Raw genomic sequence first — 21,027 nt, forward strand, 5'->3', positions numbered from 1 at the left:
ATCAGAATGTTTGCGCAATGCTCACATAGATTGAATACAAACTTGAATTGGAATTAGGGTTTTCTGAGGATTGGTGGTATAAGCTTCAAGCCTCTAGAATCCTTTTGAGCGGGATTTAGGCCATCAAAGCTGACCTATTAAAAGACTAAATTAAATATAAATTATTGATAATCAGTAATATAATATTTAACTTACCTAATCTATTACAACCAATTTTCCTCCTGAAATTGAATTTGAATAAAAATTCATCAAGTATGCAGACGGATAAAGATCCGCTGGCAATTCCAATTCAATCACTTGATTTTCAAATTGCGGGGCACGAACTGCCCAATTATGCACTTGTCTCCCGTCTAAAGTTGTTAGCTTAATCCTAAGTTGTTCTGATGATGTAAAATTGCCTTGGACATATATTTTATTGCCTGGTTGAATTGGATTTGGCCACAGTACAATCTCTGATAATTTTTTCTTTGAAGCTTCATTTGTTCCAACTACAACGCCTGGATTGTAACGAGCAGCCATGAAGCGGTTTTGATTAGAAAACATGGCATAACCTGCGACTATAATTTTATTGTCAGGTTGCAATAAGACAACTTCTCCATTTGCACGGTTTCCGATTTTACTACTAATCTTTCCTAGTCCGGCAAAATTTGGGTCCAGTTTGCCGTCTGTTTTAAATCGAACCATGGCGACATTGCTTCCATTTCCAGTATTTGTTGTGCCACAAACCAATGCACGTCCATCTGCCTGAATTACTAAATCCTTTGCTTCATCTTTCGTCGTATTGAATGCCACAATCACAGATCCGGTTGAGGCAAATGATGTATCAATCACGCCTTCCGGCAATAATCTTACTACGATAAATTTCGTTTTTGAAGAATCCACAAAATTCCCGGCAACAACAATTCTTCCATCTTTTTGAACACGAATTGCATTTCCAACTTCATCCGTTCCAGCATTTCCAAGGGCCAATACGGCAGTTCCAGTATTATTAAATGTATTATCCAGTGATCCAGATTTAGTAAGTCGCATGACCACGATGTCATTTTTTGTAGCTGTAGCATTTAAACTCCCAGTCAATAATATTTTACCGTCTGCTTGAAGCGTCATCCGACTGAGAACGGAAAGTGGACCAGCATCGATGCAACTAAATCCTGCAATCCCGAAACTAAGTTCTTCTGAACCATCTTCATTTCTTTTGAAAACACAAAACTGATCTGCTTTCTTGCCACATCCCAATAATTTACCATCTTCCAATAGGATAAGATCGATTATTCCGCTTAAACCATTATCAAAACTCAAGATCCCTCCAGTACCAAAATTACCAGACAATACCCCTGTTTGGCTCATTTTAATCAGGAGGGGCAAATTGTTTGATTTTCCTGCAATTAATATCGAACCATCGCTTACAATTTGAACAGTGGTTGCTTCAACATTTACATTAGAAAATGGTAGTAACACCTGTCCATTAAGTCCGAAGGTACTGTCAGGTAATCCAATATTCGTTAGACGAACTACAGCCAGGGTGCCTGTATTTCCAGAGATGTATTGACCTGCCAATATCAATTTGCCGTCTGATTGCAATGCAGCAGCACTGCACGTAGCATTGGCTTGGGGAAATCCGAAGGATGTAAATCCTACGGTTGCAAAACTATTATCAAGGGTTCCACCGGTTTGACTTGAAACAAAAGGCATAAACACAGGCGATAGGAGCAGGATAAACAGGAATTTAATCTTGTAAATGGTAGAGTAGAAAAACTTCATTGGTAACAAATTTTCTTTTTAGGGAAACAGGATTTAAATGAGGGGATAAATATACTTCCTTGTTTTCCCGTCGTAGCACATGCACAAAACTTTAACCAAGAATTTTAATAAATTCTTTGGAAATAGCTAATTCTTATGGGTTTTTACAATATGGAATTTGCTTTTATCAGCTGGAAGCCCTCTTGCGTGATCACTGCTGCTTCGAATCCTGATCGAAGTGCATATGCGCCAATTTCACCTTTTTTATTTATTGCAATGTATCCTACTTGAAATTCATCCTGTGTTTTAATCCCCAGAAGGCGTTTAGCTGCCATTTTACAAGCTTTTTCTGGATGCATTCCCTGACGCATCATTTCTACAATTGAAAAAGACCCAACTTTTTTAATAACAGCTTCTCCTAAGCCAGTTGCAGTTGCGGCCCCCACTTCATTATCAACATAAAGACCGGCGCCAATAATTGGTGAATCGCCCACCCTTCCTCTCATTTTAAATGCCAATCCACTGGTGGTGCAAGCTCCTGAAAGATCGCCAAATTGGTCTAAACCTAAAATCCCGATCGTATCATGTCGTTCGACATTGATTTTGGGTTTGTATTCTGCCTTTATACGCCAGGATTCCAAGGCTTTTTGTGCTTTTTCGGTCAATAAATTCTCTTCTTTAAATCCTTGTTCGATTGCAAATTGATGTGCTCCTGATCCTGCAAGAATTACATGGGGTGTTTTTTCCATTACACGTCGTGCAACGGATATTGGATGTATGATATGTTCTAAAAAAACGACAGAACCGGCATTACCCAATTCATCCATAATACAAGCATCCAAAGTGACAAATCCATCCCGATCCGGAAACCCTCCATATCCAACAGAGGTGTCTTCCGGATCACTTTCCGGTATCCGGGCTCCGGCTTCCACTGCATCCAAGGCTTTTCCTTTAGAATTTAAAACATTCCAAGCTGCTTCTACAGCTTTCCGATTATTCCAGGTAGCAATGACAACAGGTTTTCGAATCTTTCCAAATCCAGCAAACCAATCTGTCAAATGATCAACTGAACCTAAACTACCTATTCCAATGGCTGTTGAACTTAAAAATGTGCGACGATTAAACATAACTATCTTATTATAATTTCATCCGTAAATAACCAGGAGGATCCACCCGCTCCAGGATGCCAATCCGGCAAGGGTCCTGCATTTTTTGCTTTTATTTGAATGAATCTGCATTTAAAATTTTGACTGGTTTTAAATTCATGCAAAATAGATCCTTCCTCTTTCTGTGATATTTGATTTCGAATCAGATCGAGGGATTCATAGTGCTTTCCATCTTCAGATATCTTAAACTCAACTTGAGAAGGCATTAAAATCCAAGGTCCCTGATCTTGTAAAAAACGAATTCCCAAATAATTTAAATTTCGTTCTTCAGAAAATTCCAGCACCAGATGAATGTCATTTCCCTGATATCCTTGCCACAATCCATCTCTGAAATCCATACTGCCTTGCAAACCATCAATCAATGCATCATTGCCGCCTGCTGCATATTGATTTGCATATTCAGCATTCAATTTAAGCTGCATGCCCTGAGGTTTTTTGATAAAATCTGCAAACAACCATTCTGTTGTTTGACTATTTGATTTATTTCTAAAGTAAAGTCGCGTCTCAGTATGGAATATCAAATCATTTGAAAATATAAATCGTTGACCGGTAGTTGTATCATAGCAAAATTCTATGGGTTTCCTATCAATTGAAACCAGACGCACATGGGTGCTGTCTTTAAAAACGCGTTGGCCAGAATATACATAAGGTCTTACTGAATACTCCGTACCTGTTTGCCTGGATTTTTGATACCGTACCTGGTAGGGTTTTTCACCCAGTTGAAATTGTATTTGATCTCCGGCATTTAATTTAAAATCGTCTGATACGGGCTTTCCGTTGATTAAAAGATTAGTTACGTATTTGGAATTTGACGAAGAGCTTGTTTTAATTGTAATTGGTTTCTGATTTGGAATTTGAATGCTAACATTTCTAAAACTTGGAAAGCCTATTGCGTAGTTTGCATTAAAAGGATTTACCGGATAAAATCCCAAAGCACTAAAAACAAACCACGAAGACATTTGACCGCAATCTTCGTTGCCTATCAGACCCTCTGGTGTATTACTATAAAATTCTTCTTTAATCTTCTTAATGAGGTCTTGTGCTTTTTCCGGGGCATTTGCATCATTGTATAAATATGCTAAATGATGACTGGGTTCATTGCCATGTGCATACTGACCTATTAATCCGGTGATATCCGGCTGAACTCTACCAGTCATTTCTGCTTTATTGTAAAACAAGTCATCCAGTCGTTTTAACAATACGCGTTCTTTGTTTTCATCTTTGTCAGAAAGTAAAAAAAGTTGCTTCATCCCTTCAATATCGTGGTGTGCACCAAAAAGATATTGATAGGCATTGGCTTCTGTATAATGATGGTTGACCTCAAGGGGATCAAAGGGTTTTATAAATTGGTTATTCCAACGAGCCTGATAAAAACCAGATTCCGGATTGTATAAATTTTTATATGAATTTGCATTGTAACGTTCCAGCCCTTTACAATGGATTGAAGCTGCTGCTGCAAAATCCAAACTATTTTCTATGGTTTTAGAAACTGATTCGGATTCCTCATTTGATAAAATAAATCCTTTTGGCATAAATTTAATTCCTGTATTGCTTCCATTAAGTAAAGTATTTTGAATGGCCTCTTTCGCAAGGATTGTATCAAAATCAAATACTTTATGGTGAAAAGCATTTGCAATAACAGGAATTGAATGATTTCCAATCATACACCAGGTTTCATTCCCTGCCAATTCCCAAACTGGCAAATGACCGCATTCCTGATATTGACGCAAAAAAGTTCTAATAAATTTAGAATTGTATTCCGGATAAATCCATTGATATAAAGGATGTGTAGAGCGGTAGGTGTCCCATAATGAAAATACAGTAAACTGATCATCAGCCTGCGTTGAATGAATATTTAAATCCATTCCCCGATAGCGTAAATCAATGTCCTGAAACAAACTTGGGTGAATTAAATTGTGGTATAAAGCAGTATAAAAAACAAGTTTTTCTTTAGAATCCGGATCATTAATTTGAATTCTACCAAGCAACTTATTCCATAGATCTCTTGTATTGGTAAGCATTTTAGTAAAATTGAATTCATCAAATTCACTTTCAAGATTCTTGGCTGCCCCCGTAGCATCTACAGCTGAAATTCCCACTTGGGCAAATAATTCCTTTGATCCATTTTCTTCAAAATGAATAATGGCTTTTAAAGAATCCGGACTATACTGAATCCATTTAATATTCTTACTAAAAATACTTTTGAAATAAACGTATTGTTTTCGCGCCCAACCAATTGAAATTCTAAATCCTTCAATTGAGTTTTTGCTTGAATTTGTGAAACCACCGCTGAATAATTTATCACGATGTTTTAAATCTATGATGATCCATTGATCCGTATGCTTAGGATAAGTATAATGATGAATCCCTGTGCGTTTTCCAACTGTAAACGCTGCCCTGATTTTATCCTTATCTAAAAAAACACTATAATAACCCGGACTCGCTTTCTCGCTGGATTTTTTAAAAGCAGATGCATAACCTGCTTGCCCATCTGCACCATTATTAAAAACTGGCGATCCTGTTCCTGGCATAAATAATACATCACAATAATCTGGAACTCCGGTACCAGAAAGATGGGTATGACTGAAACCATAAATCAAAGAATCGGAATCGTGGTAACCCGAACATCCATCCCAACCTTCAAGTCGGGTATCTGGACTTAACTGCATCATTCCAAATGGATAAACGGCACCTGGAAAGGTATGACCATGGGCTCCGGTTCCAACAAATGGATTGACCCATGCGGCATAATCTTGAATAACTCCAGTGGCCTTTTTTAAGTTCGTGACTTTGCGCTTAGAGGTATCGGTTGCAAGATGGCCCGCCTTAAATTTGGATTGATTGATTGCAAGTCCATCGGTCAAGCAACATGCTGTAAATAAGCATATGCAAAGCAACCGAAACACGTTTGTATATTCAGAAAATCCTAATGCGTTTTTCATTAAAATCTTTATTTGACATCCAATTGGATTCTCAAATATAAGTCAAACCGGAATGTATTTTCAATCTAAGAAGCTTAGCTTAATTATTTCATCGTCAATCGATTCAAACTGTCAAAGTGTACAAGGACACAAAGAACCGTTTTATTATTAATTTTACACCCCTATGCAGCGACTCATTTATTTAGTCATAAGATTTCTCATACAAGTTTTAAGTTTAATTCCCTACAATGCAATTTATATTTTAAGCAGGTTTTTGTACTTCATATTATACTATCTCATCAGATATCGACGTACGGTAGTTAAAAACAACCTAACCAATAGTTACATTGGTTTATCAAAGGGTCAATTGGATTTACTTACAAAAGATACGTATCGAAATTTAACTGAAATTACGATTGAAGGCATAAAGGGACTAAGTTTTAATGAAGCAACCTTGAATGAAAGATTTAAATTTCAACAGGCGGAGCTAATATTTAAATACATCAACAACAACCAATCAGTTATTGTAGCTAATGGCCATATTGGAAATTGGGAATGGGCCGTTTTGCAATTTGGTTATTATTTCAAAAACAAAAGCATTGGAATTTATAAACAAATAAAAAATGAATATTTAAATCATTATATCAACTCACTTCGTGCTAAATCAACGATTCAACTATTATCTACACGTGAAACCCGATTAATTGCAGAAGAAATTCCTAAAGGAAAGATAATACTTTTAATGGGTGATCAAAACCCTTCAAATATAAAAGATGCAATTTGGACTCGATTTCTAAATCAGGAAACTGCATGTTTGCATGGCATAGAAAAATATGCCAAACAATATAAGTTACCTGTAATTTTTGGATCAATTAGGCGAGTTAAAAAAGGATATTATACGATGAGTTTTTCTTTATTAACCGAACAAGCTGAATTGTTAGCTCCCGGACAATTGACACAAATGTATATGGCTGCAGTAGAGCAAAACATTCAAGATGCTCCAGGAAATTGGTTATGGACACATAGGAGGTGGAAACATAAGAGGGAAGGGGGAGGATTGAGGATTGAGAATTGAGAATTAAGAATTAAGAATTATGGGAACGGAGCGGACATCCCGCGTACTCGCGGGATGAAATAAAAATTGAATTTGCAATTTACAATTGGAAATAATTCTATCTGATTCTGGGCATTTTTCGTTTTCCGCCAGGTCGAAACATCATTCGTTGGTCCATTTGACCTGCCATTTTCATGCGGCCTTGTTGTTTCATAACGTCGTCAATCATTTTAATTTGATCTTTAAACATATCGGTGGTCAGGTTTAATTTTTTTAATTCACGATAGGCATTATTTGCCTGTGTAATTCTGTTTTTGGTTAAATGGATATTGATCATTTGAATGAGTATCATGGCCCGCTCATTATCCGAAGGCAATTTCAGACTTTGGGCTTTATTAAACCATATTTCCGCATCTTCTGCTTGATTGCGTTGAATTGCGATGGAACCTTTGATCAAAAAATAATATGCACGATTGGTTACATACAACCAATTTGGTTTGAACGTAAGGGCTAATCGTTGTTCGCAAGCATCAAAGTCCATTTTTTGCATCAATAAAGCTGCTGATTGAATGGTACCCAGAAAAATATAACTGGCTAATAATCCTAAGCCTATTAGGATCAAGGGCAATGCATACCAAAAGCTGATTGTAAAGGCTAATAAAATACCGCCGCCCAAAAACAACGCAATCAAAGCAAATTTTAGATATATATTGATTGTAAACATGTGACTTAATTTAACTGGTTTGGGCTTGCAAAGGTAAAAGCAAATTGCTTAGCTAGATACTATGAATAAATCTAGCACATTAAAAATCGTATCCAAGCTCCCATTGCCGCTATGTTGGTGAAATTTCCATCGAAATTTGAGAAACCAGAAAGAATAGAGGTATTGAGAATTACTCTTTAGGAGGATACTTCACCATCTGCTCGAAAGCATCAAAGCAAAAATTGCATTTCGAAATGTAGAATTACACAATAAATTGATTTTTCTTGAGTTGTAAGTCCTAATTTCGCAGTCCTATTTTTAGTCATGAACTATATAATCACATTATACTTTTTGCTACTTTATAATTTATTCTTTGTCAATGCCCAAACAGGTATCATAAAAGAACTTCCCCTGATTCCAAAACCAAAATCAGAACAAATCGTAGGTGGTAATTTTGAAGCATCTACTCTAAAGCAAATTATTATCCCGGCAAAAGCCGAAAATGCACTTAAAATTGGAAGGGGAATTCAAAATTTATTGGGATTGTCGGAATTGCCGGTAAAAAGGATCAAAGGGACCATCGTTCAAAAATCCAAAAGCATTACCCTTAGTCTGATTTCAAATCCTGATAAACCAGAATATTATAAATTACATATTACTAAAAATGGCATTTGGATTCAAGCAAGTCAAGATCGGGGATGGTTTTATGCTTTACAAACATTAAATCAAATTGTACAATTGAATGAAAACACAAAACGCGATGCCAATCTTTTACCATATTGCATTATAGAAGACGAACCTCGATTTCCCTATAGAGGAATGCACTTAGATGTTTCAAGGCATTTCTTTCCGGTATCTTTTGTTAAAAATTATCTGGATTTAATGGCCAGATTTAAATACAATTATTTTCACTGGCACCTGACCGATGATCAAGGTTGGCGAATTGAAATAAAAAGATTTCCAAATTTGACAGAAGTTGGTGCATATCGAAAAGGAACTCTGATTGGTAAACCAGGAGATCGTCCTCAAAAATTTGATACAAGCCGTTATGGTGGTTTTTATACACAAGTACAGGTCAAAGAAATTATTCAATATGCAAACGAACGATTTATCACTGTAATTCCTGAAATTGAAATGCCAGGACACAGTGCTGCTGCATTGGCAGCATATCCTGAATTTAGTTGTAAAGGACTCCCATCTGCTGTTGCTAATTCCTGGGGAGTATTTGATTCGGGAATTTATTGTACAAAAGATACCAGCTTATGGTTTTTAAAAGAAATATTAAATGAAGTTTGCGATTTATTTCCAGGAAAGTATATCCACATCGGTGGAGATGAATGTCTTAAAGAAAATTGGAAAGCCTGCGAGCAATGCCAAGCCGTAAAACGTAGAAATAATTTAAAATCAGAAGAAGAGCTTCAAAGTTATTTTATCCGTCAAATTGAAAAATATATCAACTCTAAAGGAAAACAAATAATTGGTTGGGATGAAATTTTGGAAGGCGGTCTTGCACCAAATGCTACCGTTATGTCTTGGCGGGGTGTTGAAGGTGGAATTGCAGCTGCAAAGCAAAAGCATCCAGTAATTATGTGTCCGGGCAGTCATTGTTATTTTGATCATTATCAGTCAATGCAATCCAGCGAACCATTAGCAATAGGTGGATATACCTCGCTTAAGAAAACCTATTCTTTTCAAGTAATACCAGATAGTCTGAAGCCTGGTGATAAAAATTACATTCTAGGAGCTCAAGGCAATGTGTGGACTGAATACATGCCAACTGAAGAACAGGTTTTGTATATGAGTTATCCAAGAGCACTGGCATTAGCTGAAGTAAACTGGAGTGCTGAATCCAACAAAAACTACAGTAGTTTTTTAAACCGTTTGCAATCTCATGTCCCTTGGTTTAAAACTAAAAACATGACGATTACACAGGGCGTTCTTGATATTGATTATACAACCATTCCTTCACAAAATGGAATTGTATTGGTATTTCAAAAACCACCTGTTGAAGGAAAAATCCTGGTTGAATCTGAACGTGGAGGAGACAATGTTGCTGAATATTTAAAACAAGATAGCTTTGTTTTAAATAAAGACATTCAATTTAAAGCTTGGTATCAATTGACGAATAAATCACTCGGCAAACCCCTCTTGATTGATTTTAAAAATCATAAGGCCTGTGGAAAAAAAATCACGCTGACTGAAACACCCGCATTAAAATATTTTCAGGGTGGAACACAATGCCTTGTAAATGGAATCGAATCGCCTCACAAGAGATATGGAGGACCCGAGTGGGTTGGACTTGAAGGACAAGATTTTACTGCCCGTATTGATTTAGATAAAATTGACTCCATTAAATCTGTAAAAATTCAATTTTTCCACGATCCTACTGCATGGATCTACAGACCAAAAGATTTGGAAATTTCAACCAGCTTGAATGGTACAGATTTTAGTACTCCGGTATTTTATCAAATCAATGAAACGGAATCAAAACACATTCAACCCTTTATTCCATTAGAGCATGTTTTTGCCCGTTATATACAGATCAAAGTTAGAAATCACGGAATGATAGAAGGCAATCAAAATGGTGCTGGACATAAAGCCTGGTTATTTGTTGGGGAAATTGAAGTCAGATAGCATTCAATAGCCTAAGCCCTACTTCAATTGCAATTATTTTAACTTCTTTATGGAAACATTTACAGTCAATTGCAAGGACATTTAATATTCCTAAGAGCTATTTATTTGTTTACATTCCTATACATAATTGAACTATATGCAGCAATTATGCTGATCCGAATCCAAAATAGTAAGTAAAATGTTATCGAAGGATGGAATGATTAAAAGATATCTTTTTTTACTTCAAATTGTAAGAATCCTTTGCTATTTGATTCGATCACATATTATGTATAATAAAATGATGTTTAGCTTCAATTTTCTACAGAGCCCATGTTTTATTTTAGTAAGCCCCCAGGTTTAACAACAAACATCCAGTTAAAATCCAATTTAATAATGCCTGCATTAGGAAATACCTCTTCAAATAATTTAAAAAATTGTTCATTTTTATCCTGATCCATTCCATTATAATTGATTCGGTTATAAATTAATATACCATGATCGGTCAAAGAATTTTTTAAAGAAATTAAAAAATCATTGGTTTCGAATTGTACTGGAACAGTCCGGTCATTAAAAATATCCATACAAATTAAATCGTATGTTTTTTGGTTGGAATTCATAAATTCCAAAGCATCTTTTACAAAGATCTTACATGAATTATTAGATATTTCGTTTTTGTACTTTTCAAAAATAGAAACGATTACCGGGTCGATTTCCACGGCATCGAATGCAGCATGTATCTTATACTTTTGTTCGAGAATTTGCAAAATACTTCCGGTACCTAAACCTAAAATAAGTATATCCTTTAATTTAAATTGGTCTAAATGCAAAATGGAAAAGCTATCTCTGAAATTATAGTAGTGGTTACCATAAGAATAAACAGCATTGGAAGAAACCAATTTAAGCTGTCCTTGAGAAAGATACAATTTTAAGAGCGGATTAATAGGAGTTTCATGTTGTTCAAGCAGTACATCAAATAAAAAACTCAGGTAGTACTTTAGTTTAAACATGATTAATTTGTAGTAATTGCTTCAATATTAATTTAGTTGATTGCATTCATGGTCAATCCTGTTTATCCCATGTTCTGAATGATTGGCTTAAAGCATAGATCTCTTTAGAAATATTCTGATCAATTTCATTAAACACTTGTCCACGTCTGCTCATGGCAGCCATCGCTGTTTGAAAAAACTTCTCTAGTTTAAACGTAGAAAAACCAGATGCGCCTCCCCATGAAAATTCAGGGATATACTGTCTTGGGAATCCATCACCAAATACATTTGCCCCAAACCCAACTACAGTTGCGGTATTAAACATCGTATTAATTCCACATTTAGCATGATCGCCCATCATCAATCCACAAAATAATGAATTCGTTTTAATAAAGCGTTTTGTTGGATAATTCCAGATTTTTACTTCTTCGTAATTATTTTTCAAATTGGAACTATTACTGTCAGCACCCAAATTACACCATTCCCCTATGACACTGTTTCCTAAAAATCCATCGTGCGCTTTATTTGAAAATCCTTGAATTATAACATTATTGAGTTCCCCTCCTACTCTTGATTCAGGACCAATGGTAGTTGCTCCATAAATTTTTGAACCCATTTTCAGTTGAGATTTTTCCAATACGGCCAAACTTCCACGTATCATACATCCTTCCATGATTTCAGCGTCCTTTCCAATATAGACCGGCCCGGTATTTGTATTGATCACACTGTGGGAAATCACAGCTCCCTCTTCGATAAAAATTGAATTTCCTATCAATCGATTGGAATTATCCAATGGTTGAGATTTGCGTCCATTGCATATTAAATTAAAATCACTTTTTAATCCGGCATCATTCCATTGAAAAATCTCCCAAAGATTCATCAATAAATTTAATTGATCAGCAGCTACCCTGGATCCCGAAATATTGAAAGAACCCGGATTGTTTAAAAAATCTTCACATTGCTGATCAGACAATCGGGCAGCAATCCAATCTTGATCACAACGGATGAATTCTCCGAGTTTTAATTGATTCACTAATTGAAGCAATGTTTGATTTGGAATGCAATGTGATTTGATTAATAGATTGTCTGCTTCAATGCTGCATTTAAATTTATCCTGCAAATATCCAGGAATAAAATTGGATGATTTTGCATTCAAGTGGCGTTCCCATTTTTCAGCAATGGTTAAAATGCCAATTCTAAAACTGGATACCGGTCTGGACCATGAAAATGGTTTCAAACTATCCCGGTGATCGGGTTCAACAAAGATTAAATTCCTAGTGTCCATAAATTATAAACCCCGCTTTTGGCGGGGTTTAAATTATTAACTTTTTGCGAATTTTGTGCTTGCAAATTTTTTATTGAATTTGTCAATCCGTCCAGCAGTATCAATGAACTTCATTTTACCAGTAAAGAACGGGTGGGATTTAGAACTAATTTCCAAACGAATTAATGGATATTCTTTCCCATCTTCCCAAACAATGGTTTCTTTTGTTGCAGTACAAGAGCGGGTTAAAAAGGCTTCATTACAAGAAAAGTCCTTAAAAACCACAAATCGGTAACCAGCCGGATGTATATCTTTTTTCATTTTTTGAAAATTTGGAATGCAAAGATACATTTTATACTGGAATTTAAAGAAAGAATTTGGGTTTTCAAGATCAAAATTATTGTAACATATTGATAATCAATTAATAATATCACAATTTTCAAAATGTATTAACTTGCCGCCCAAGAATTTATGCATATTTCAAAATTAAAAATCGGGATATTATTAGGAGGCTCCCTCATTATGGTTGTTTTTGCCTCCAATTATATGGTTGGGCATACCTTTTGGGGCAATTTCCCACTATTCTTGATACTTCCACTGTGGTTTAGTCTAATATTTGGATTGCTAATCTATTCGAAGTCGCTATTTCAAAATCAATCAGGGATTTGGCTTAGTTTGTTATCGGGTATTCTATTAGGAAAAGCCTTCGTTTATGACAGTCCGCTACTTTTTATTGGATTCATTCCACTCCTTTTTTTAAAATCCAATCTAGAAAACCGAGCGATAAGACCAAAGCTACTGGTTCATGGAGCTTATGCATTTAATGCATTTATGGTCTGGAATATATGCGCTACCTATTGGGTTGCCAATGCTGCATTGATACCGGGTTTTGTTGCCATTTTGCTAAACAGCTTTTTTATAGCCATTCCCTGGTGCGCCTCGGTTGTATTTGAAAGGCATTTTCCAAAAATAATGGGATTTTCATTGCTGTTTTTTTGGATTAGTTTTGAATGGGTTCATCAAAGCTGGGAAATTTCCTGGCCTTGGCTTAGCCTTGGAAATGGATTTGCATTTTATCCAAAATGGATTCAGTGGTATGATTGCACAGGTACTTTTGGGGGCAGCTTGTGGATTTTATTAGTCAATCTTCTATTTTCTAAAACATATCAAAATAATAAATGGAATTGGGCTTATATACCGGGCGCTATCATGCTAATTTTAATTCCTGTCTGGATAGGATACTATAAATACGATCGGGTTAATTTAAATGGAAAAAATATTGAGGTTGGAATCATTCAACCTAATTATGAACCCCATTTTGAAAAATTTTCCATTGACCAACGAGAACAAATGCTACGGTTTGAAGCCTTGTCAAAAGCTGCCTGCACTCCCAATACGAAATATCTAATCTGGCCTGAGACCAGTTTTGAATACATCCAAATCGATCAAATTGATACTGACTGGCGGATTCAGCGTATGAAAGAAATTATTGGCAAGGGGTCTGACTTGTGTCTGGTTGCAGGATTAACTACTCTTAAACCATTTAAGGAGGGTGAACCCTTGTCTGCAGCAGCCAGAGAAAATAAACGAGGCGGATATCCCCGATACTTTGAAATTCAAAATAGTGCAATCCAGTTAAAATCTGATTCAAGTGAAATTCCAGTATATGTAAAATCTAAACTAGTCCCTGGAGTTGAAACTTTCCCTTATCGCAAATTATTACCTTTTCTTAAACCTATTGTTGATAAACTTGGAGGTTCTGTACATGGCTTAGGAATCCAAAAGGAGCGTTCTGTTTTTAACAATCAATCGCTGTCAATCGCACCTGTTATTTGTTATGAATCTATTTATGGAAATTATGTAGGCGACTATATCAGGAAAGGTGCACAAGCGATTTTTATTATGACAAATGATGGATGGTGGGATAATACACCCGGACATAAACAACATCTAGCTTTTGGAGCATTGCGCGCTATTGAGTTCCGAAGACCAATTGCACGATGCGCAAATACGGGAATTTCCTGTTTTGTAAATGCACGTGGAGATATAAGCCATCCACTTGCATATGGAACTCAAGGCAGCATAACGAACACAATGGCATTTTCAAGTTATGAGACAATTTATTATAAAACAGGTGATTTGATTGCTTACGTTTGTTTGATATTTAGTGTGCTTGCCCTGTTCTTTTTATTAACTATAGTTTTGCAAGTTCGCTTTTTAAAAAATCGATAACCCGAACTTCAACTGCGTCTATTTGATTAAAATCTGCCAAAAAAACGGTGACATAATCCAATAAATGAACTAAGTAAATTGAACGAACAATAATTGAATCACCGGAAGAATAAATTTCAATTAAATTTTGAGTATAATGAGATACCACTTCTTTTGTCAATTCAATACGAGCCTGAATGCGTGGATGATCACTGGCATTTCTTATAAAAACAGGCGCTAATGCATTTTGAGGCCAACGCCATCCTACCAACTCATTGTGATTCATTTCCGGAATTACATGATGCCAGCAAAGAATTTTGCTGTTTTCATTGAGCTGTTGTCTAAATCTCACTGCAACCGGTTCAATAGTATCTGCACAATAAATTACAGGAATTTTTCCCTCCAGATAAGAAGCCAGGTGTTTTGCCTTTTCAATGATGGCATTTGATTCAAGCTTCATTTTTTCAATCGCCAAATTCAATTCTGAAATAAAATGATCCGGTATAACTCCTAATTTATGAATGACAAATAACTGGGCCACCAGTGAGAATCCCAGACAAGCTCTCGGTGATGACCAACCAGATGGTAATTGAATATAATCCAACTGATATTGATTTGCCATGCGCAATACTTCCCCCCCTGATGCAATGCAAACTATTTTTGAACCTCTGGAAATTATTTTACCAAAACTCTCGATGGTTTCCTCTGTATTTCCCGAATAGGATGAGATGATTACCAGTGTTTCGTCGTCTACAAATGCAGGAACATCATACGTTTTTCCAACGATATAAGGAACCTCAGCATATGATTTAATAAATGAGGCAACAAAATCGGCGCCAATACCAGAACCGCCCATTCCACTAACATAAATCCGTTGGATGCGCTTGGAATGACCCGAAATTAAAGCATTTAATCCAATTTGGATAGCTTGCTCCAATTGAGTTGGGAAGGCCTGGATCATTTCAAACATTGATTTCATAAACAGTATCTATAATGAAGCACAAAATTAAAAGATATCTAGTATTAAGCGTATTTAAATCAGGGGCTTTAAGTAAAATTCAAATTTTAGTTTCTGACCATTTCTTCGAACACTCAATTTGATTTTTTTTCCAGCTTTCTGTTGTAACATTCTATTAATCTTTGACAATGAATAGAAAGACGTCGGCCATGAATTAATTTTTATAATCTGATCATTTTCCATAAGACCTGCGTTTGCTGCCGGTGTTCCTTGTAAAATATGTGCTATATAAAATGAATTGAGATCCAGTCCCCCAGAAATTACGATCATTCCGGATTTATCATAGTCTATTTTTCTTTTGTAATTTCTGGTTGTCTTTAGATACAATTTTTCATTTTGGTAATCAAATATTAGTTGAAACTTATCCAGGATGTGATTCCCAATCAAACCTGCTTTACTTTGACTTTCCGTTCGTCCAATACTTGTTTGAATTTTTAAAAAATGGGTTATCACCTCTTGTATTTTAAAAGTATCAAATTGAAGTAAATTGATTTTACCAACATATCCGTTTAAAACACCTCCAAGACCACTTCCTAAATAACCCGGAATCATTTTATCTGGCAATTGCAGGTTCCCTGTAGTATCTGAATACATCATTAATGACAAACTCGCACCGGTATCTAACAATAAATTGAACACCTGGGAAAGTGTATCAGAAATACAAATTCTTGTACTTATGTAAGGCTTGTTTTTATAAATCTGAATTGGAACAGCAGTAAAGGAAGGACTTATTTTTTTTGAACTCGGATGCAACATGATCAATCGGAGCTTATAATTTATTTCTATTTGGTACGAATTAAAAATGGCAGCACTTAGAATCCCATGAACCGGTTCACCAATCACTTGTGAAATGTCATTAATCTTTTCCTTTAAAACAATCAGCGGTGTATTAATTGAATATTGGTCTCCAAAGGACAGACCCATAGGACTGGTAACCAAAGCTGGAATTTCCTGTTGTAAATCGGATCCAATGACTCTAATTTCTCTTTGATATACATTTGGAAATAAATCCGTCCATTTTTTTTCAAACATGATTGTGTGTTCAGCCCCTGTATCAAATATCAGATTAACCGGAATCAGGTTCTCTAATTTCAGTTCAACGATTATAAATGACTGAACATACTTAAATGGCAAACGGATACTTCGACTCGCTGATTGGTCTAGCTCCCGCGAATTTGCAATACTTAATCCAACCAATTGGATAAGTATTAAAATTAAAAACAACCGATTACTTGTAAAATCAGATCGTAAAGCCATATGCTATAAAAGCAAATTGAAATTAAAAATACAACAAATCCGCATATATGGAACTCTTTAAACTCCTTGGGAAAGCTTGTTTTCTATAAACTCCCAGTTTACTATTGTAAATGAAGGATTTAAAAATTGATTATTGGAATATTAAGAATTTAAAGGCATCCCTCAATTAAAAAGCGACTCTTTTTTGATACCTTCCATACAAACCTAATTCATTTCCCTCGCTATCTAAAAGCACTTTGAAATAGGAGCATTCCAGACTCCTGGTATAAAATATTTCATTATTCGGAGTGTTCAATATACTGAGTGTTTTGGTATTCGAAATTCCTTCATTATTATCCCTCCGACTGGCCATCAATCCTGTTTTTATCTTAAAATTACGTAAGTCACGTGACCAGGGAACCAAATTAAAATTGGCAGATAGGATCACATTTGGAAAATCTTTTTTGATTTTAACACTCAAAGAATCTAAAAATTCATTCATTCTGCTAAATGAATTAGATGATTCCAAAGGCAAAGAATTGGATACTAGTATTTTAAAACTATCATTCAGTTGGTTCGTTAAGCCAAGACTCAAAATTGGATTTCCAAATATTCCAAAACTGGATTCTTCATAAAAAGGAAATTTTGACAACACGGCCTTTCCCAAAGGATCAATACGTGGCAACATGGTTTGATAAGGATATCTGGCTCGTGTTGATTGCAGTTTTTCTATATTATCCGGCGATAATTCCTCCAATACGAGAATATCCGGATCCATGTTATAAATTGACTGAAGAGAAGAATTAATGTCATCGTTTGTAAATGTCAGATTCACAAATAACAAACTGATTGAGGCCGGATTATTTAAACTAACCAGTCTCAAATCCGTATTAAAAGAATTCATCAGAAAAAAAGCCAGGATTCCTGAAGAGAAAAAACAACTGTATAAAAACTTTTCATTGCCAATAAACAATGACACGATGCCAATTAAAAGGCATAAAAGCATCCAATGAATTGCATAATCGGAAAACCTATAAATCAACAGAAAAGCTGGTGGAAATATAAACAATATGGAAATTCCCAAGATCATTGCAATCAAGATCCACTGAATTTTTTCTGGTATGTATATGCTGATTGTTTTAATAAAATTGATTTCTGTTGATCCTATGTACAAAATTAATGATTGCACTTTACAATTTATAAGGAAGCTCTAAAAACTCACAAGAGTTGGTATATTCCTCAATTAAAGCTTCATTTTAAGTCAAAATAATGCAGATTTAAAATTGAGGACCCGTCTTAAAGCCTTATTTGAACTCTGATAGCCTCCTGGGATCACATCAACGATCCAATTAAACAGATTAAATAAGGTGCTTAACTCAATCTTATCTACGCTCAAGATGCGTTTTCAACTGTTTCATCAGATTTCAATTATTTATACTTGCGTTTAATAATCTACAACAATTCTGTTCTTAAACTGGAGTATGTCTCCATCCGGATGAAGTAATTCCATACGAATTATATAATTCCCCCGGGCTAATCGGCTTCCCTGATCAGAATCACCATTCCAAATTACAAAATCATCCGTTGCAAGAACTTGACCATCGAACTTTTTGACCCGATACCCAGAAAGGTCAAATACCTCAATTCTTGAATTATATCCGGACTTAGGCAGATGAAATTTAATTTCCAGGAAATCCATTAAGTTATCACCATTTGGACTTATCCAAATCGATGACAAATTTGGAATAAATTGATCAGCATTTTTTAAACTATCTTGCCATTGGCTGTTTTTAATTCCAGGTGTTGCATAAAAATAGGTTTTGGCTGCAGATTGCCAATTCTGTTTATTGTCAGAAGCTAATTCTAAATGAATTTTTTCAAGTGAAACCCCTTCAGGGTCCTTTAAAAAGGGATGATGCCAGGATTCATCAAATTGAAAACTATCTAAAACCAAAAGTGCATTGTGATCTCTGGCTGCTAAAATTAAAATACCGCCTTCATCAGAAATTGATGGGAGATTTGATGCTACAATTTTAGAGGAATCATGAAATGGGTATTGAATTATCAAATTTTCGGGATCGGAACTAAATGCTAAATATCCTCCGGGCAAAATAACTTGATCTGTCTTTAAATTCATCCAGGTATTGGATGTATTTGGATTTAAAATCATCAGTTCGGAACATTTCAAAGATTGAAGGCTCTTGTTATAAATTTCAATAAAATCTTGTCCGCCACTGTTTGGATTAAAAAGAACCTCTGAAAATGTTAAATCGCCTATTTTAGGTTCTGCCGGTAAATTGAAGGGTTCTGAATTAAAATAAAATTTTTGTTCTACACAATTTTGAATCCCGGTAAAGTCCAGGGTGTAGTTGATTCCCTTTTCTAAAGGTTCGTTTAATAGGATCAGCAGTTCGTTGGTTCTTTGTTCAATAAAAGACAAAGTAGCCAATGAACGATTGGGAGTAATTTTTAACCATTCAAGATGGTAAATGGTATTAAAATCTAAATTTTGGTTGAAACTGACTTTAATTTCCCATTCACTTACAGCATATAAACTAGATACAAGTAAATTTGAATCAACTGTTGCATGAGAAGCAACAGAATTCTCGTGTCCAGGGCTGCCCCCACTAAAATGCTGGCTGGCGGTCCAGTTAAATTTTCCCAAACATAAATTGGATTCATTTATTAATTCTAATGAATAGCCACCCTCTTTTTTAATTTCTGAACCATACCAACTGTCATCAAATTGCACAAGATCTATCAACTCAAAGTCGGCGTTGTATAATTGTACTGCATCAGCAGCATTATTTATTGCAGGAAATTCATTTAACCCATACACGGATCCATACGCTTTAAATAAATCAGTATCTCTTGCTGCACATAGTATTAAAAATGAATCTGGTTTGATCGAGCTTTTCCCAAAATAGGCTTCAGTAGAACCATCTGACAAAATGCAATCTTCCAAATTGAGTATGTTGGGACTTATATTTTTAATTTCGATGTATTCGCGGTCAGGCAAACTTGCCGGTGGACTGGGGTCTGCCATGATTTCGGTAATAATCAAATCATGGTATTCCGGTTGCACAGAAAAGATTGCTTTAAATTCAAACGCTGAGCCTGAATTGGTATTTGAATTCAGATCGGCTATGTTATAGTACTTTAAAATATAATTGGAATTGAATGTGAGATTTTGGTTAAAATGCAGCACGCAAGAATTTGAGTTTATCGAGTAAATTGAATCCGGGAAGCCAACATGAACAATTTCAAAATTTGTTTTTACAAACGAGGATTGAATATTTAGTGCCTCGTTAAATTGAAGTTCCAAACGATTTTCATCCAGGGTTTCAACGGATTGAATAAAAGGAATGAGTGTATCTTTAGCAAACTTAAGAATACTTACATCGTCAAAATAGTATCGATCTTTGCGCGTATCTGTATACGTGCAAATAAATTCAAAATAGCAAGAGTCCTTCTTAAATGGAATTTGTTTAAACAAGGTTCGTTCAAGATTTAATGGGTATTCTCCAGTATAATTTACCTTAAAATTCCAAATAGAATCCTGAAATAATGAAATATCAAACCTGGCTAATGCCGGATCTGAAGCAAGCTGCATCAATTCTCCAAAACCCAAAAGTTGCTTTATAGAAGCATCTTTATAAAAAAATTTCCAGTTATCGTTCGTTCCATTTTCGCCAATTTCAATATAAAAAGCTTTCGAAGAATCCCATGCCATTTGATCGGCCATTAAAACAACTGCCAGTTTATTAGTAGCTGATGGACTGAAATCCAATTTAAAATAGAATGACCAAATCAAACTGTCTTCGTAATGAAACGATCGAAACAGCGTTGAACTGCCCGCTGATGGGGCCATTAACTGGAGTTGCATTTGGGAATTAACCTTAAAGTTATGGACATCGCCTTTCCAGGCAGGGTTGAGTGATTGACTAAATGAATCACTCCATTGGGCGAATAGCCCAGAAATGCCAAACAGGCATATAAGGGTCATATATGTTCTCATAGTAGCTCTAAGGTAAAAAAAATTAAAATATCCAAGTTTTTTACAGTTACCAAATCCTAAAAAATTATTAATAAGCTCAAGAAAGGCCAATCTCAAA

At 35.4% G+C, this 21,027-nt stretch carries 14 protein-coding genes; 3 read left to right on the plus strand and 11 right to left on the minus strand.

All coding sequences use genetic code 11. From position 1 onward, the window contains the following. Positions 1-195 precede the first annotated feature (195 nt). From IPJ80_02280 to IPJ80_02290, 3 genes are all read right to left on the minus strand, one after another. Complete coding sequence (locus IPJ80_02280; GenBank protein ID MBK7912307.1) at positions 196-1,761, minus strand: hypothetical protein; 1,566 nt, start codon at positions 1,759-1,761, stop codon at positions 196-198. A 143-nt stretch (positions 1,762-1,904) separates the two neighbouring features. Next, positions 1,905-2,867 carry a N(4)-(beta-N-acetylglucosaminyl)-L-asparaginase gene (locus IPJ80_02285; GenBank protein ID MBK7912308.1) on the minus strand — a complete coding sequence of 321 codons (963 nt, stop codon included), beginning with the start codon at positions 2,865-2,867 and terminating at the stop codon, positions 1,905-1,907. Between the two features lie 2 nt (positions 2,868-2,869). Then, positions 2,870-5,848: a GH92 family glycosyl hydrolase gene (locus tag IPJ80_02290; protein MBK7912309.1), complete on the minus strand. Its 2,979-nt coding sequence runs from the start codon at positions 5,846-5,848 to the stop codon at positions 2,870-2,872. 163 nt (positions 5,849-6,011) lie between these two features. Between IPJ80_02290 and IPJ80_02295 the strand changes: the two genes are divergently transcribed. Further along, a complete protein-coding gene (locus IPJ80_02295; protein ID MBK7912310.1) occupies positions 6,012-6,902 on the plus strand; it encodes a lysophospholipid acyltransferase family protein in 891 nt (296 codons plus the stop codon). A gap of 97 nt (positions 6,903-6,999) precedes the next feature. Here IPJ80_02295 and IPJ80_02300 read toward each other — a convergent pair whose 3' ends face one another. Beyond that, the gene (locus IPJ80_02300) at positions 7,000-7,605 is read right to left on the minus strand and encodes a hypothetical protein (GenBank protein MBK7912311.1); all 606 of its coding nucleotides are present in this window, start codon (positions 7,603-7,605) and stop codon (positions 7,000-7,002) included. Between the two features lie 303 nt (positions 7,606-7,908). On the opposite strand from IPJ80_02300, the gene IPJ80_02305 reads away from it, so the two are divergent. After that, on the plus strand, positions 7,909-10,218 hold the full coding sequence (locus tag IPJ80_02305; GenBank protein ID MBK7912312.1) for a beta-N-acetylhexosaminidase: 2,310 nt from the start codon (positions 7,909-7,911) through the stop codon (positions 10,216-10,218). Positions 10,219-10,532: 314 nt separating this feature from the next. Here the strand turns inward: IPJ80_02305 and IPJ80_02310 are convergent, their stop codons facing one another. Genes IPJ80_02310 through IPJ80_02320 form a run of 3 tightly spaced genes read right to left on the minus strand, consistent with a single transcriptional unit; the run spans position 10,533 to position 12,768 of the window. Continuing rightward, positions 10,533-11,204 carry a fused MFS/spermidine synthase gene (locus tag IPJ80_02310; GenBank protein MBK7912313.1) on the minus strand — a complete coding sequence of 224 codons (672 nt, stop codon included), beginning with the start codon at positions 11,202-11,204 and terminating at the stop codon, positions 10,533-10,535. Between the two features lie 52 nt (positions 11,205-11,256). Further along, on the minus strand, positions 11,257-12,468 hold the full coding sequence (locus tag IPJ80_02315) for a glucose-1-phosphate thymidylyltransferase (protein ID MBK7912314.1): 1,212 nt from the start codon (positions 12,466-12,468) through the stop codon (positions 11,257-11,259). 36 nt (positions 12,469-12,504) lie between these two features. Beyond that, positions 12,505-12,768: a type B 50S ribosomal protein L31 gene (locus IPJ80_02320; GenBank protein ID MBK7912315.1), complete on the minus strand. Its 264-nt coding sequence runs from the start codon at positions 12,766-12,768 to the stop codon at positions 12,505-12,507. Between the two features lie 150 nt (positions 12,769-12,918). On the opposite strand from IPJ80_02320, the gene lnt reads away from it, so the two are divergent. Then, positions 12,919-14,679: an apolipoprotein N-acyltransferase gene (gene lnt / locus IPJ80_02325; GenBank protein MBK7912316.1), complete on the plus strand. Its 1,761-nt coding sequence runs from the start codon at positions 12,919-12,921 to the stop codon at positions 14,677-14,679. On the opposite strand, the gene IPJ80_02330 is transcribed toward lnt, so the two are convergent. From IPJ80_02330 to IPJ80_02345, 4 genes are all read right to left on the minus strand, one after another. Beyond that, positions 14,642-15,637, minus strand: a complete 996-nt coding sequence (locus IPJ80_02330) for a bifunctional phosphoglucose/phosphomannose isomerase (protein ID MBK7912317.1) — start codon at positions 15,635-15,637, stop codon at positions 14,642-14,644. The two genes, lnt and IPJ80_02330, sit on opposite strands and share 38 nt — an antisense overlap. Positions 15,638-15,691: 54 nt before the next feature. Beyond that, positions 15,692-16,933: a PDZ domain-containing protein gene (locus IPJ80_02335; protein MBK7912318.1), complete on the minus strand. Its 1,242-nt coding sequence runs from the start codon at positions 16,931-16,933 to the stop codon at positions 15,692-15,694. Between the two features lie 166 nt (positions 16,934-17,099). Next, positions 17,100-18,101 (minus strand): endonuclease/exonuclease/phosphatase family protein, encoded by a 1,002-nt coding sequence (locus tag IPJ80_02340; GenBank protein MBK7912319.1) that lies wholly within the window; start codon positions 18,099-18,101, stop codon positions 17,100-17,102. Between the two features lie 255 nt (positions 18,102-18,356). Next, a complete protein-coding gene (locus IPJ80_02345; protein MBK7912320.1) occupies positions 18,357-20,930 on the minus strand; it encodes a lamin tail domain-containing protein in 2,574 nt (857 codons plus the stop codon). Between the last annotated feature and the right edge of the window lie 97 nt (positions 20,931-21,027).

Source organism: Saprospiraceae bacterium, from assembly GCA_016714025.1.
Classification (GTDB): Bacteria; Bacteroidota; Bacteroidia; order Chitinophagales; family Saprospiraceae; genus Vicinibacter.